The sequence below is a fragment of the Njordella calcicola genome (genome assembly GCF_056494125.1).
On the sequence record NZ_CM151396.1, the window covers coordinates 1582368 to 1598211 of the forward strand.

At 51.8% G+C, this 15844-nt stretch carries 13 protein-coding genes; 8 read left to right on the top strand and 5 right to left on the bottom strand.

Annotated elements, in window-relative coordinates; all coding sequences use genetic code 11:
* Positions 1–80 precede the first annotated feature (80 nt).
* Positions 81–911: a site-2 protease family protein gene (locus SH302x_RS05990; protein ID WP_479367819.1), complete on the top strand. Its 831-nt coding sequence runs from the start codon at positions 81–83 to the stop codon at positions 909–911.
* Positions 912–956: 45 nt separating this feature from the next.
* Here the strand turns inward: SH302x_RS05990 and SH302x_RS05995 are convergent, their stop codons facing one another.
* Together SH302x_RS05995 and SH302x_RS06000 are read right to left on the bottom strand one after the other, a co-directional pair.
* Positions 957–2054, bottom strand: coding sequence for a Gfo/Idh/MocA family protein (locus SH302x_RS05995; RefSeq protein WP_479367820.1), 1098 nt, complete (start codon positions 2052–2054; stop codon positions 957–959).
* Between the two features lie 10 nt (positions 2055–2064).
* Positions 2065–2739, bottom strand: a complete 675-nt coding sequence (locus tag SH302x_RS06000; protein ID WP_479367821.1) for a phosphoribosylanthranilate isomerase — start codon at positions 2737–2739, stop codon at positions 2065–2067.
* 197 nt (positions 2740–2936) lie between these two features.
* Between SH302x_RS06000 and SH302x_RS06005 the strand changes: the two genes are divergently transcribed.
* A complete protein-coding gene (locus SH302x_RS06005) occupies positions 2937–4019 on the top strand; it encodes a hypothetical protein (protein ID WP_479367822.1) in 1083 nt (360 codons plus the stop codon).
* Between the two features lie 4 nt (positions 4020–4023).
* On the opposite strand, the gene SH302x_RS06010 is transcribed toward SH302x_RS06005, so the two are convergent.
* The 3 genes from SH302x_RS06010 to SH302x_RS06020 are packed head-to-tail and all read right to left on the bottom strand — an operon-like array spanning position 4024 to position 6455.
* Positions 4024–5340 (bottom strand): nickel-dependent lactate racemase family protein, encoded by a 1317-nt coding sequence (locus SH302x_RS06010; protein WP_479367823.1) that lies wholly within the window; start codon positions 5338–5340, stop codon positions 4024–4026.
* Between the two features lie 27 nt (positions 5341–5367).
* Positions 5368–5799, bottom strand: a complete 432-nt coding sequence (locus SH302x_RS06015) for an FHA domain-containing protein (protein ID WP_479367824.1) — start codon at positions 5797–5799, stop codon at positions 5368–5370.
* A 47-nt stretch (positions 5800–5846) separates the two neighbouring features.
* Positions 5847–6455, bottom strand: coding sequence for a hypothetical protein (locus SH302x_RS06020; protein WP_479367825.1), 609 nt, complete (start codon positions 6453–6455; stop codon positions 5847–5849).
* Positions 6456–6854: 399 nt separating this feature from the next.
* On the opposite strand from SH302x_RS06020, the gene SH302x_RS06025 reads away from it, so the two are divergent.
* The 6 genes from SH302x_RS06025 to SH302x_RS06050 all read left to right on the top strand — a co-directional run bounded on the left by SH302x_RS06025 (position 6855) and on the right by SH302x_RS06050 (position 15838).
* Positions 6855–7166, top strand: a complete 312-nt coding sequence (locus tag SH302x_RS06025) for a hypothetical protein (protein WP_479367826.1) — start codon at positions 6855–6857, stop codon at positions 7164–7166.
* A gap of 101 nt (positions 7167–7267) precedes the next feature.
* On the top strand, positions 7268–8062 hold the full coding sequence (locus SH302x_RS06030; RefSeq protein ID WP_479367827.1) for a TrmH family RNA methyltransferase: 795 nt from the start codon (positions 7268–7270) through the stop codon (positions 8060–8062).
* A 161-nt stretch (positions 8063–8223) separates the two neighbouring features.
* On the top strand, positions 8224–10788 hold the full coding sequence (locus tag SH302x_RS06035; RefSeq protein ID WP_479367828.1) for a hypothetical protein: 2565 nt from the start codon (positions 8224–8226) through the stop codon (positions 10786–10788).
* Between the two features lie 50 nt (positions 10789–10838).
* Positions 10839–12611, top strand: coding sequence for a flagellar basal body P-ring protein FlgI (locus SH302x_RS06040; RefSeq protein WP_479367829.1), 1773 nt, complete (start codon positions 10839–10841; stop codon positions 12609–12611).
* An 891-nt stretch (positions 12612–13502) separates the two neighbouring features.
* Positions 13503–14870: a SulP family inorganic anion transporter gene (locus SH302x_RS06045; RefSeq protein WP_479367830.1), complete on the top strand. Its 1368-nt coding sequence runs from the start codon at positions 13503–13505 to the stop codon at positions 14868–14870.
* A 59-nt stretch (positions 14871–14929) separates the two neighbouring features.
* Positions 14930–15838, top strand: a complete 909-nt coding sequence (locus SH302x_RS06050; protein ID WP_479367831.1) for a universal stress protein — start codon at positions 14930–14932, stop codon at positions 15836–15838.
* Positions 15839–15844 lie beyond the last annotated feature (6 nt).

Consider the following 15844-nt stretch of genomic DNA (forward strand, 5'->3'; position numbering starts at 1 on the left):
CATTGCATATCTTTTCAGTGTGCAATGCAAGTGTCACTTCGGCAGGGCTTGATAGCCCTGCCATTTTTCATGTTGGTACAATGTTTCAAACTATCAGAATCGGCCGCCTGCTCGGAATCGATGTCTTCCTCCATTGGACATTGTGGCCATTGTTGATTTACATCTTCGTGACCACGTTTTTCGTCAACGGATTGGCGGCCATTGCCATCACTTTTGGTCTGCTACTGGTGCTCTTTGGATCTGTGTTGTTGCATGAGTTAGGGCATGCATTGGCTGCTCGCTCGGTCGATGTAAAAACGCGTGACATTTTGCTGATGCCCATCGGCGGCGTGGCAAGAATCGAAAGTTCGTTGCTTTCGCCTCGTAAAGAGTTGTGGATAACTTCGGCTGGTCCAGCCACCAATTTCGTAATAGCCGCTGCCGCATGGCTTGCGGCGTTGGTCTCAATGAGCAGCTTGGATATTTGGGGCAGTTGGCCTAGCGCGACGATTTTTGGGCAAATCATCCAAATCAACTTGATTCTTGGAATCTCGAATTTACTGCCTGCATTGCCTTTGGATGGTGGGCGGATATTCCGTGCGCTGGCTGCGATGCGCATGGGGCACTTGGCTGCGACTCAGGCCGTAGCCCGGATAAGTCGTTGGATTGGTTTTGCATTAATCCTGCTGGCTCCCTTCCTATCGTGGCTCTTGGTTCTGCTGGGAGGTTTCATCATCCTTGCTAGTTTGCAAGAGCTATGGTCTGCGCGTTTTCGCCGCGTGTTGGAGATGCAAGGTCAGGACGCCAGCCGATCCAATTGGTCCACGGTTTTTGAGCAGTTTAGCGGACCGGAAGGTGCTGGTCACAGCCAGCGTTTCGATGGTCCTGTTAGCGGCGACACGGTCGACGCGGTGGACGTAAAGAAGCTGTGACAAACAGCTAGGTAACAACGATTGTGGCGTCAGGCAGCAGCCAGCTCAGTGATATTCCTTGATCGAGCCGCCTTCATCACTGGAATCTTTCAACAAACTGATCGTGCGCTGAGTAGCTAAGGATTTTTCAAGCCATTTCCAGTCCACGGTCTTTTGCAGAACAAAGTTTGAGAAGTTACGAAAGAGTCCAACTTCCTGAGCGGTTGCGTGCCCTTCTGAATATTCGTCCTGCACCACTTTCTTACATTCGTTCATCATGCGAAAGTCGCAACCGTCAATAATGAACTTTGGCGAATTGGTATAGATCGTCGTTTGTGTGCCGTGATAAGGGAGTACGAAGTCATCAATGTGGATATGTCCGCGATCACCGCTGATATGAACCCATTGTTGGTTTTCGACCAAGAAGGAACAAAATAAGCTGGCTGAGGTTCCATCTTCGAAATAGATGTTTCCCGAAAACTCGGAAGGCACACGCGAGCACGCATCAGCACCGAAGGCATTCAGAGTTCGGCCGATCACAGCGGAGGGCTGAACCCAGTTTTTCACCGACAGGATCATACGCACGCAGTACCAACCGAGATCCCCAAGGCAGCCTAACGGTTCGAAGTTGGATTGGCTGCGGATGTTTGACTTTTGAAAGTCACTGCCGCCGACGAATGAGAACTGAGTTGCGATACGGCGGACCGTTCCCAGTTGGCAGTCACCATGAATCAACTGCTGCAATGCCTCATAGCGTTTTGAGTGAGCAAACATGACTCCATCCATGAACTGCAGATTTCGCTTGCGAGCTTCTTCGCCGATTTCTTTTGCTTCTGCATAAGAGATCGCGACCGGCTTTTCAGACAGTACATGCTTGCCAGCTTGCAAAGCGGCCATGATCCATGGCTTTCTGATACCAGTTGGCAGTGGAATGTAGACCGCGTCAATGTCGCTGCGCGCAAGCAGTTCTTCGTAAGATCCTAATGCATCTACTTGGTTAGGCATTGGGAATTGCGCATTACATTCTGATACAAAGTTCTGAGCTTTGCTGAGATCGCGGGAGGCAACTGCGGCGAGTTCCGCGTTATCGGCAATCGAAATCGCTCGCCAGTTCTTTTTTGCAATCGCTGCTGCAGAGAGGATTCCCCATCGAACTTTAGTCATATGCCGTACCTCAAATCTTAAGTTTCAAAAAGGCGTCGTTCGCTGCTTGCACAAATCGTTCTACTCTCGTCTTGTCCTTTTTGCCCGGGGCTGATTCTACACCGCTGGCAGTATCTACAGCATCTGGTCGAGCGACATTTATTCCAAATGCGACATTCGATTCGGTGAGTCCTCCTGCCAATATTAGGGCGGTTGGGGCCAATTCTGCCGGGCGCGGATAGCAGGATTCCCAGTCGGTGCGATGGCCAGTACCGCCATAGCCCAGTTCAGTGTTGGCATCGACCAGGATTGCTTTGAGGCTTAAGGAGGCATTGGGCGTTGTCCATTGCTGAACGAAATGAGTTTGAGCTGCTGTTTTGGGCGGCCACTTCAAGGCTCGGATCAGTGGAGGCAAGTTGGTCAGGTGGTCAGCCGCAAAAGCTTCATCGCCATGCAGTTGCAGGTAATCGAAATGTAGTTCGCTGTGCAAATCGCGGATGACATCCCAATCTTCGTTGACAAATAGCCCAACCAATTTGACGCGTCCCTTCAAGGCTGTGGAAATCCGGTGGGCCATCTTCGGCAAAACCAACCGCGAGCTCTGGGGGTAAAAATTTAGTCCAATCGCGTCTGCTCCAGCGTCTGCTACAAGCAGAGCATCTTCTTCGGATGTGATACCACAGATCTTGATTCGAAAGTCGAGCATATAGTTTTGAAAGCTTGTTAAACGGAACACCACAAAAAACTAAGCTACCCACATTGCCTATTTTGCTTGGAGTCGCAGAGCGAATTTATCCATCCAAAACTCTGAAGCTGTCCGTATGCAACGGCCGATTGACAACCAGGGGCGTCATGTTTTTCTTGACTGTCCGTATGGATATACAGCTATTGTCAAAGTTTGCAATGCGAACAAGCACAACGCGATTACCAAAAAAGCAGCGAATTCTGTTCGTTTGGTTCGTCGCTGCGCTACTTGTGGCCATCAATGTCGCACGACCTTTCCAATATGCATTTGAGCATAGTGCGGAAGTTATCGCGTCGGATAATCGCTTGGCGGCGCTTCGAAAGGCTGAAAACGGCGCCATCGAGAAGAATCTTTGGTTTCGACTGGCAAAGAGTGACGGCCTATTGCGAGAACTGCCATTCCGAGCTTCGGTGTCGTCTACAATACCTAGTTTGCAAGTTCAAGGAATTTCGATTCTCAGTCTTGAAGCCCTGGGGGCTCAGCGACTCACCCAAAAGGTAACCGCCCTCTCGACGCCAGCAAAAGCGTCTGCCCACGCGCATCGAACACGGGAGTCTCGATGGAACCGATGGAAAATAACCGTTTTGGAGCACCAGTTGGCTCGCAATGACTGGACTCCACCAGTTTCTGACTCTGAGGGCAATGACGACGACACGCTCGCAGAAAACTCGGCCGCCAGTCCATATCGCTTGGTTTCAGCCAGTGTATCTCCATCAACCGCGGAGCAGTGGACCGGCCAGTTGAAAGCAGAGCTAGAGCGATTGAAGCAAGAGGAGCAAAACGCGGACATAAATTTGGCTCAGTCTCAAGCCGCTGCCAGTGGTATCCTTTCATTTTCAAAACCATGGCGTTCCCGTGTTTTGATCGTGGCGACGGGCTGGCCCCAATTGTCAGCCAGCATCCTTGCCGCGCTTTTGCTCGCGTTTGCGATTACGTATGCAGAAAAGCTCGCTACCTTCGTCGTTCGTTCGCGGTCTGATGGCTTCTACCGCACCATGCAGCGACTGGACATCGACATCCTGCCTGGTTTAGGTGAGGTCGAAGTCAAGAAAATGGGTATCAGCGACCAATCGTTGCAATTAGTAGTTCAGCGGCAGTTTGTTGCGTATCGCCTGGGCGAGTGGATTGTACTGATGTGTGTGTCGATCTGCGTTGTGCGATTCGCGTTAGATCAGACTTGGCGAGGTCTCTTTTTCGATTCCCCGTTAGCCGGGTTATCCTGCATGATCTGGGGACCGTAAGCTATCAAGCGCCACTTGTCCATGTGACAATCAGCGGCGACTTCGCGGTGCGTAGCAGAGCTTCACATTGTTGGACGTTCTCCATCGCTTCCCAAGGCAAGCTTGACCGTTTGCCCTCCGAAGACAGTTCGATGGTAAAGATGGAATGCGTTGCCAACACGCCAGCAATCACGGCCACATCAGTCGCGAATGGGTCGTGCAAACGCGATAGTTGACTCAGCAACTCTTCCTCGTTGGAAGCATGCTCCAGCAGGACCTGCAAGGCGGGCGTTTTGGTCGGCAGTTTTCGGCAAGCGAGCAGTATTCTGCCGTGTGCGTTTCCTAATTGAGGAACACACCAGGCTAGCATCTCGGCAAAGACAGACCAGTTTACTTGAACGTTCTTTGGCTCAAGCGTACCTGCGATGACGTCGCAGGGCTGGGACGCAGCAGAGCTTGTTGGTACATCCAACAGGCTCTTTCCCATGTGGTCATTGATCTGCACTCGGATTGCCGCATTATGTTCGCTCCAATGACAGCCTACCACCATCGATATCATGGGCCCCAATAGCCACTGGATGTCTTTGGTTAACGCGGAACGCTCGGCAGTCGAATGCTGGAAAGCTACATGCTGGCTGTTCCATCGCTTGACGGTTTCGCGGTCGCAAAACCATGGAACGATGCCTCCGACGGATGCTGATTGAAAGTCATGAGGAGAGGAGTACTGAGCGATCGGCAGCACAAAGTCGGCGTCAACCAGTAGTCGATGGATGTAGATCGGATTCGCTTTTGTATCCGCCGCCAGATAGGCAAAGTCCTCCGGCTGAAACGGCCCTTGCTTCACCTGCAAGTCCGACAAGCGTTCTCGCGGCAACTGGTCCAGCATCCGTTCATCCAGCACGTCTCCCAGCAGACCAAGGAACTGATCGGTAGTGAAGTTACAGCGTTCCGCCAGCAATAATGTCAATTGCTCCGGCGCGATTCCTGACTCCAAGAAGTAAGAAACGGTGATCGCCAGCAGTCGTTCTAGATCGGGGACACACGCGCTGCAGGCAATAACAATTCGATCACCGCTGACTACAGCATGCCGAACGGGCGGGAAGCCATCAGGGTCATCCAAGGCTCGACGCACTGCTGAATCGACATCGACTAAACAAGCGTTTGGCCGATGGATTAGATTTGCATGGTCGGGCACTGCCCATGTCACGAGTAAATCGTCACAAGGAATCTGAACTTCCATTACACCCTTCGAATCGGGCATTTCAAACCCAGCTTTCCATTTGACGAAGCCTTGGCCAGCCAAGGCAGACTTAAACCCCAGTGGGCTAGTTGTTGTTTCCAAAGGGTTAGACCTCTTTGGAGCCAAAGGCTAGTCTAATTCCTTGGGTTTGTTTTGGTGAGCATCACCGTCGCGTCGCTCAAGACCGGAACGTTCAAGCAGCGACGACCGCAACACAGACTCAATATGATCATCATCGGCCGGTGGCGGGCCAGCGGCACCTAACTCTTCAGGATCATAGCGAATCTCGTATTGATGTTTGGCTACTGCCAGCAACGTCCCCGGATCGAGTCGTTTGCGGTGGGTAACACGGTAACCGTTTACCTTTGTGCCATTTCGCGAATCTAGATCCTTAACAAACCAGTAGCCGCCTTCCATCGTCAGCCGACAATGCTGGCCCGATACGTTCGCGAACCGCAAAACGATGTCGCAATTTTCGCGACGTCCGATCACAATGCGGTCCTTGCGCAGCGGAATTTCTTCTCCGCCGCCAGTAGGTATTAATCGTCCAAAGTTCGCCATGATTGATGATCAAGAAGAGGTTTTGAAGTGGCAATGTACAGTATAGTCTAAAACTCGCTTCCAGAGACGTCAATGTTTTTCGATGAACTTCGGCGGGACTTCGCTCCAGTTCGTTGGACTAGAAACAGCACGAAATAGACCAACGTCATATACCCGGACAGAAAAATATTGATGATCGTGCCGGTGACCAACGTCATCACGACTACATGCAGAATCGGGTAGCTGCGTTCCACATGGGGGTCGAATCCGGCGACAGGAGAGGCTAACAACCCTGCGATCAAATCCACGAACATGCCAATGGGGTAGACCAGCGAAATGAGGATTCGAGTCCAATAGCCAATCAGCAGAGTCAGGCGAATGCGTTTACTTTCGCGGAAGCGAGAGCCTCGCGTTAGGTAGTCCCCTAGGATGTAGCCAGCAATAAAAATGGATACGCCAATCACCATACCGATGGCGCGGTTGGCTCCCACCACATCATAGCCGAGCGCAAAACTGGGGGCGGCACTGAGCGAACAAACCAAAGTCCAAACCAAGATTGTCTTGGGCAGGGATGCGTACGAGGTCGAAATGGACAATCCGCCCGGTAACTTTCCCTCGGCCTCGGCCTCGGCCGCCATCGCAGGCGCTTGGTAAGGATTCAATGGAGCGTCGGGCATGGCAGCGGGTTGGGGAGACGAAGTGTCTAGACTATAGCATGTATCGTAACACAATATTTAGGACCAGGCTTTGATTCCCAAGTAGTCTGGCCCTTGGAAGGCGATCGGATCGCTCGATGATACTGGGTTGCCGAGCAGGGCCTGTACCCTTTAGTAACCAAGCTCGATCTGTTTCTTATCCGCGTTTTTCTCGCGACGCTCGCAGCTTAAAGCCCTTTCGATTTCTGCCCACAGCCTAGCAATTGGACTGGAAAAGCCAGGATTTTCCGTAGCCAAAAAAATTTCTGTAAGGCTGTGACCAGACGTGTCACACCCCCAACGCATCATTAACCAGACCAAGCGACCGACCGTTCCAGTCGCTGGGCAAAGTTTGATTTTTGATCAGGAGGGTAACTTATCATGTCGGCTGCATTCACCACTCAACTAACGTTCGATTGGGCTCAAGATCAATCTGCGGAAGCTCCAATCGTCCTGCCACTTCAACAACCGTCGGCTAAAAGATCGAGCATCGTCCGAACCGAAAGAAGCTCGGGAACCAAAGTGAACTTGGGGGTGCCCGTGACGGCAAAGCCGATGGACGAAATTCTAGTCGCTCGCAATCTAGACAACTCACGCAGGAATCGGACTGAACACATCAGCGATTTGCTGTTGGTGGTTTTAGACCGCTACGGCATAAGCCCCGACGAGTTTCTTGCGACGCTACACGACTGATCGTGACTGCTTACGTTGACTGAGAACGCGTGTTAACTTAAGCGAAGTGTTGATCACCATTTGACGAGTCGACAATCGCACCGCTTCGCTACAAAATACTCATGCCGTTCATCGTTCACATCGAAGATCCTAACGATCAGCGACTTGCTGCTTACCACGATCTCCGGAATCGAAATCCAACTTTTCTGTCAGGGCACTTTATCGTTGAAAGCGATCTACTGGTTCAGCGGTTAGTGGATAGCACTTATGCGATTGAATCGATACTGGTGGATAACGATCAGGCGATTGACTCGTCCTGGCAGGAGCGCGGAGTGCCGATTTATTGTGTACCCGATCTCAGTGGCTTGATCGGGTTTCATTTTCATCGAGGTGCATTAGCCTGCGGATTGCGTCGACCGCTAGTGTCTGCGTCGCAAGCGCTGCTGGATCATATGCAGCGTGGAACCCAATCGTGGCAAGCTGTCTATCTGCATCAAGTGCAAGCTCCAGAGAATATGGGTTCCATCTTCCGCACCTGCGCGGCGTTGGGTATCAACCAAGTGATCATCGGGCGTTCGTGTGTTGATCCCTATGCTCGGCGAGTCATTCGCGTAGCGATGGGGACATCGCTGAAATTGGATTTGATGTCTGACAGCGACCCCGAGCACTTCTTAGAGTTATTGCGTCAACATTCGGTAGCCAGCGTCGCAGCCACGCTGGCGGATCGATCCAAGTCGCTACGTCAGTGGCAGCCTCCTTCGCAATGGACGCTGTTTCTTGGGAATGAAGCGCATGGCTTGCCCGAATCGGTTCGTTCGATTTGCTCAGACCCGTTGACGATTCCGATGCAGAACCAAGTGGATTCACTGAATGTAAGCAATGCGGCTGCAATATTTTTGTATGTGTTGTCCAGCTAGAGCTAGCTTTTACTTAGCTGCGTATTCTACGGATTGATCTGTACCCCGTGCCCTGGAATCGCTAAACAACATGCACAGCTAGGTAGATTTCCTGATTTGCCTATTTGTGTTCCACGCTCAAATTCCTAAATTGCCGAGGCCAGGCACGGATGTCACCTCAAATGAAACGCACCGCCGTTGGCGGATTTGTCGTTGCCTTAACACTGCTGTTGGTGCTGACCGCTATCGCTGTTGCGCAGCGAGACGCACGCAACATGGATACACCAGCGATCAAAGGAGAGCCTGAATACGCAAAGCAGGCGGTGCAACCGTTGCCAATACCAGCGGGCATGATCAATCGCGAAGCACAAACGAAATTTCCGCACGCAGACTTGCCCGTTGACAGCGATCTGGCGGGCGGTTTCGAAATGCCACAATCTCCCTACGCTCGCGCGACGGACGTAGGTACATCGTCTGCGACTGCTCCTACGCGTTTGATTTCTCAGTTCGAAGCGGCCGCAGGTCCGGCAATTGCCGGTGGACAGTCGGTGCGGATCGATGGCTATGCAAACCCTTTGCGCACGTCGATGCCTGCGCCCCAAGCCGACTTGGATAGCGAAGAGACCGCCGCAGACCAATCAGACGCCAGGGAACTGATGGAAGATGAATTGCGAGCGATGCCAGAGCCGGCGATTGCGCTTGCCCAATATCAACGAGTGGCGGACGAACAGATCCAGCGGGCCGATTGGCAAACCGATGCAATGGACGATGATTCGCAAGTGGTACAAAAAGGTGGCTATGATTTACCGCCTGCAGCAGACAACGCTGCACGCCCTGCCCTTTTGCCACCGCCATTGCCAAGTCTCTCGCCAGGGACGCAGTTGCCCAGCACGAATCCTTCGAGTTCAGCCATGGTGCCGCCGCCTTCCTTTGGCGCAGCGACAGCCACCCTGCTGCCACCGACGGCGGCAGAACCGTTACCCAGCGAAAACAACTCATCCAGCGGTGCTAGTTCGCCCAATGGGTTTGCGGTCCCTTCCAACTCAAGCAGTAATGCACTGGCTCCACCACCAGCATTCAACAGCCAATTGGTTCCGATCCAGCAGACGCCACCGACCTCGATGCCCAGCGCAAGCTTTCCGCCACGATCTGTCAACCCAGCGACGTTGACCAGTGCCAGCCGCGAAAGCAATAGCCCTGGGTTCCCAAGCTTAGATAGCGCGACGATCCCGGAATCAAGTGCAGCCAACTCTGGTGCGGCTGGTTTTGCATCGCCACCACCGTCGTTTCGCGGTGAATCGGCGGGCACGGCAAGGTCGGACGATATAACTGCCCGCAGCGAACATCTCAGCGATCGCCCCGGCGAACGGTTACTTGACGGTGTACAATCACCAGCCCTGCAAATCACGAAAGAGGTTGCGGCTGAAATTCAAGTTGGTCGGCCAGCGACCTTTACAATCATGGTGAAGAATGTTGGACGGACGGCAGCTCATGACGTGACCGTACAAGACATGTTGCCGCAAGGGACGAAACTGCAAGCGACCAATCCACCTGCGAAAGTTGTTGGGAATGGTCGACTGGTTTGGAATTTGGGCAGCTTGCCTGCCGGCGGTCAGCAAGTCTTGACAATGGAAGTCATACCTGAAAGCGAAGGCGAACTAGGGTCTGTAGCCACTGTGCATTTCGCGTCGCAAGCTAGTGTGCGCACCGTCGCGACGCAACCGAAACTAATTGTGAATCAACAAGCGGATTCAAGTGTACTGATTGGCGAAGTTGCCCGCGTTCGCATCACCATCACCAATGATGGAACAGGCGTTGCTTACGACGTTAAATTACAAGAAGACGTGCCTGCTGGCTTTCGGCATCCACAAGGCGATTATCTTGGTTTAGGGCTGAACGATCTTGCCCCAGGCCAGTCGCGTACTGTTGACTTGGAACTGGAAGCTGTCGAGGCGGGTCGTAAATCTAACGTCATCCGTGTTATTGCTTCCAACACCGAAGAAGTGATCTCGGAAACGCCTATCGAAGTGGTAGCGCCGAAGCTTGCAGTACAAGCAGATGGACCGAAGTTGCGTTATCTTGAACGTCAGGCGACTTATAATGTACAGATTCAAAATCAAGGTACGGCTCGAGCACGCAGTATCGAGCTGATAGCATATCTCCCACGTGGCTTACGCTTTAATTCCGCTGGTAATCGGGGAGAGTACTTAGCGGACCAGCATGCGGTTGTCTGGATGTTGGAAGAGTTGGCTGCAAACGGAAACGCCAAAACCGACCTTGTCGTTTTGCCAGTTGAAGAAGGCGACTTTGTGATTCGGTTTCAATCTCGAGCAGATCGATCGACCGCTGAACCTTTCGAGAAACAGGTTCGGGTCGAGGGACAAAGCGAGCTTGCTTTCACGGTGGAGGATGACAACGATCCGATTGAAGTCAACGGTGAGACGACTTATCTCATCCGGTTGATGAATATCGGTACTCGTCGCGATTCGAATATTCAGGTGTCTGCTGAGATTCCTGCAGGTGCGACTTTGATTTCGATGTCTGCTCCGGTGGATTATCAACAACGGCAAAATACGATTGTCTTCAGTCCAATTCCTTCGTTGGAACCCAAAGGCGAGCAGTTGATTCGCTTCTCAGTTTCCCAGCGCGATGAAGGGATGCAGATGTTGCGTGTTGCGGTGAAAAGTGATTTGAGACCGGTCGCGGTTGTCAAAGAGGAAAGCACACATGTCTACAGTGACCACTAGCAAAGACTCGCTAGCGAGCGATAGACGAAATCGGATCAAGGAAGATGGCGATGCGTAACAACAATGCGACACAAATGATCGATATAAAGATCTCCCGAAGAACCTTAGGACTAGCGCTGATCTCCGTCTGTTTTTCAGGCTGCAGTGCGCCTTGGGTAAATCGCACGGAAGAGCAAAATGAGTTTGCCAAGCGAACGAAAGAAGTCAAAAAGCTGATGAAGAGCGAGAATCGCCCTCGGCTCTTGGGCGACGCGGCGACCATTACAGGGTTGGTGCCACAGCAGTTCGAGGCGTTTGGGTTAGTACATAAGTTGCCAGGCACCGGAGGTGATACCAAACCTGGAGAACCACGCGAGTACGTCTTGCGCGAATTGCGTGTGCGTGAAGTGGAAAATCCGAACGCAGTGGTAGCGTCCAAGGGTACGGCAATTGTCAAACTGCGAGCCAACGTGCCCGCCGGCGCAATGCCTGGGGATCGAATCGACGTCATCGTTGAAAAGTCCATGGACTGTGAGTCCAAGGACTTGCGAAACGGAGAGTTGATGGCTACCCGATTGCTGGAACTGGTTCCAATCGAAGGCAAGATTCGGCAAAGTGAGATGAAGGCGCTTGCTGCAGGTCAGTTGGTTACGATGCCTCCCTCGTTAAACAGTACCAAGAAAGCGGACCCCGATCTGGCGATTATCTTGGGAGGAGCCAAGGTGATGGCTGACCATCTGGTCTTTATTCGTATGAACGAGTCGGTCAAACATATTATGTCGTCGACCGCTGCAGCCGATGCGATCAACACACGCTTTGATATCTATGACAAGAATGTGCGAAAAGGGATCGCTGAAGCCAAGAGCGATCGGTCTATCCAATTAGCCGTGCCTGCCAAATACCGCTCAGACATCGACCACTTCATCAATGTGGTACTCAGCGTCGGCTTTATGGAGTCTGACAAAGATCGCAAAAACCGAATGGAAGTATGCCGAACGCGAATGGGCCAAGCGTCTACCGCTCGCAGTGCCGCCAATCAGTTGGAAGCGATCGGAACGGATGCCATTCCAATCTTGAAAGACTTCATCCGCCACTCCGATAAAGAAATTCAGTTCTACGCCGCTTACGCTTTGGCGTATCTAGATGAAGCGGAGGCAATCCCCATTCTAGTCGAGCTTGCGAAAACCGAAGCTGCCTTCAGGCCACATGCGTTGATCGCTTTAACTGTTATCGATCATCGAAATGGTGATGAAGCCCTACGCAACCTCATGCTGGAAAAACAACCAGAACTGTGTTACGGCGCGTTGCGATCACTGCGGAAACGACGGTCCTTGGACTCCGTTGCCGCCGGTCAAATGCTGGATGGGATTGGCCGCATTACCGAAATTGCGAGCCCCCACCCGATGGTGGCCGTATCGCTGTCCTCGGAACCGGAAATCGCTGCCTTTGGGGGCACGATTCCTGTTCAATTGACGCAATTCTACGAAGTGAATTCTCGCATGACGATGCGCAACGAAGGTGGCGCGATCCGGTTAGCACATTTCCGACCGGGCGATGAAGACTTAGTCTCCGTCGCGGAACCCAATTTGCGTAGTGTTTTGCAATCGATGTACGATGTTCGCGCGACCTACAGTGACGTGATTGCGTTTCTGGACCAAGCTGAACAGCAAGGCTGGATAACGGCACCGGTGGAGTTCAATCCTCTGCCCCCTCTGGGCATCAAATACAACCGCGAATTAGGAACTTCCGAATTAGCAAACTCTTCGAAGCCGGACACAAAGCTGGCCGATGGCCCGACGCCAAATTTTGGCTGGTGGGACCCGCGCCGGCTTTTTGCGGACTGAGCAACCGGCTTCATTTGGGCTATTTGTTTTTTGTACCTGTCGACGTGATGTATTGAAATATGCTATACTATCGCGTTCTAAGAACTTCCTGCGCATTTTGCTTTGATGGATTGGCCGGTTGAGCGGTTGCGAAACTGCACGCATTGTAAAGCGTGAAAAAGCCCGGCTATTTTAAAGCGAATTCGGTCTGGAGCGGGAAGGTAAAGACAAGATGCTCTATGTTGAATTACGCGCGTTTAGCTTCCAAACCTCGCGGGCCCGAAAAGGTCTTACGGGGCCTGCTTGTCCTGATTTGTTTTTCGATTGGGTTTGGAGCCAGTTTGCGTTTGGTTGATCCCGTCTACCGGGGGTCAGTCATTTCCCATGGGCTATTGAGCGGCACAGAAACGCCCGTGGAAGAAGTGCCGACGGTGCCTGAGTCGCATTCAGAGTCCACTTGTCCGTCGGAGTTACCTAAGGAAGAGCAGTCTGCCGTCACTTCGGAAAATTCGGTTCGTAAGAAGAATCGAAAAGTCTTCCAACCTAGCATTGTTCAACGCAATACCTCACAGGGCGTTTCCGTAACTGATTGGTCGGTGTTTTGTAAGACGGAATTCCGACACCGAAATGGGTGCGGCGCGGTCTTACGCTGTTGAGTCAGACGCTACTTGTTCGCCAGCGGCTGTACGGGGAAAATTTGAGTACGCGCTGGCCGTGAGTCTTTGAAACCAGAGCGTTGCTTTGGGTTTGTTTAGTTCTCAGGCTTGTTTGTACGTGATCTGTTGGCTGCATTGATGGCGATTGTCCACTGCAGTAGCTTCGATGGTACCGACGGTATTTTCTGAAGCACGCCAAACTCCATGGAAGCCTCCAGCTTCATCGTTTTTCAATTTCTAGGCGGATCGGATTTAAATGAACCTTATTCTAAAACGGCTTAAATCGTTCAATACTTTTTGGGATAGTCGGTTTGAAGATATCAATCGTAAGACGTTATTTTCGACACTATATCGTGATTTTAGTGCGGGGCTGATCGTTGCCCTGACGGCAATTCCAATGGCAATGGGATTTGCAATCGCGATGGGGTTGCGTCCCGAGCAGGGAATCATCGCGGGAGCGTTGGCTTGTATTGTAGGCCGAACTTGGGGTGGTTCGAAATATCAGGTATATGGGCCAACGGCTGCATTCATTCCGGTGATTGCAGCGTTGATCTTCAAGTATGGAGAAGCCAACGGCGGCAGCTTTGACGTGGCTCACGGCTTTCTAGTGCTCTGCAGCATTATCGCTGGCGTCGTGTTGATATTTATGGGAATCTTTGGGCTTGGTAAGTATGCGAAGCTGGTTCCTAACTCGATCATTGTTGGTTTCACGATTGGTATCGCGGTGGCGATCGCGTTATCGAACATAGGCGAGGTGCTTGGACTGAAGCAAGAAATTCGTGGCGAGTTTTTTGAGAAGATGAAATTGATCTTCGAGCACTTGGGCGAGTTCAATATCTACGCGTTCATCCTGGCGATGGTCACTTTCTTGCTCTCGCGATACTTGCTGAGGATCTCTGTCTTTATACCAGCTCCGCTGTTAGCGTTGGGAGTCTGTACTGCAATCGTTGCCACGGTGTGGTCTGACAAAGGGATCGCGGTGGTGTTTGATAAGTACGGAACGATTCCGTCTAACTTCTTCGTTTTTACACCACCTCAGCTTCCCCCGGTAACTACCGGCGTGATTATCGACATCTTTTATTTTGTGACCGCGATTGTGTTTGTCTCAGGCGTAGAGAGCCTTTTGTGCTCGGCGATGGCAGATCGTTTGGCGGATAATCGCAAGACGCCTTTTAATCCCGACAAGGAGTTTTGGGGACAAGGTCTGGTTCAGATTATCACACCTTTGGTCAATGGCTTTCCGTGTACTGGAGCGTTGGCGCGAACGGCCACGAGTATCAAAGCGGGTGCGGTGACGCCATTTGCGGGTTATTTCAAAGGGGTTTTGAAGATACTCATGGCGATGTTTTTGGCGTCTTATCTGCAAATGGTTCCAATGGCTTGCATCGGAGGCATTCTCCTGTGGGTCGCAACGAACATGATTAAACCTTCGGAGGTTCGGGAAGTTTGGCAGCATGGACGCTTTCATGTTGCTTTGATGATCTACACGGCCGTGATGGTGCCGTTGACCGACTTCTTGGTCGGGGTTTTGTCGGCGCTGATTATCTACGGTGTGCTGTATCGATTCTTTGAGAAGCCCAAAACCAACCCAGAAACTCCAACCGACGTGCACGTTCCCAGTTAGTTGCAATTGGTGGTAAAGCTGACTTTGAAACTCACCTAAAAATTGGATGTAATTGAACAATGAAGACATTAGAAAACGTATGTATTCCGCTAGCGCTCCGCAATAGCGACAATCATTTATTGCGATATGCGGCGAAACTGGTGGATTTGGGCATCATCAAAAGTATCTCATTTGTCCATGTGATACCTCGAACGACAACGGATGATCCTGAATCGGAGTTGTCCGATCTGGTGGATCAGATTCGTGTCATTCTGCAGCGAGAGTTTCAGCCTAAGTTACCTCCTGCCAACCAATCGATATTAATTCGAGAGGGCACGCGTGAAGACCAGATCTTGAGATTTGTCGAACAAGGGAAGCTGGGTTTGGTTTTGTTGGGCCATAGCATCTATGGCACTAGCGGTAAGCGGTCGCTGGCAGTACGCATGGCAATGGCCTCCAGTGCTTCAGTTTGGTTGGTCCCTGAAAATTCTGCGTCAGGCATCGACAAGGTGCTAGCGCCCGTGGACTTCTCGACCCATTCGGCCGACAGCATGTCTGTTGCCATGCAAATTTCGGCGACCGCAGCCCTGACCGAATGCACTGCTCTGCACGTGTATTACGATCAGAGCGTGCATCGTTTTGATGATCATGATGCGATCAAGAAAGGCAGTGAAATGACTGCCCTCAATCAATTCGTAGATGCTGCCAACCAGACAGTAGCGGAAGTCCACCGGGTGGTTGAGGAAGGAAGCAATGTCGCTCGAACCATCCTTCGTGTAGCAAAAGAGCAAGGGTTCAACTTGGTCGTAATGAACACGCGGGGGCGAAGCCGGGCGGCATCTGTTTTGCTTGGCAGCGAGACGCTGCAAGTCATCACCGAGACCATGATTCCAGTCCTAGCTATTAAGCACCAAGGGCCGCAACTCAGGCTGGTTGAGGCTCTCTTAAGTGCTGAACTCTGGACAAGCCCTGGCCCAGTTACGAACTAACGGTTG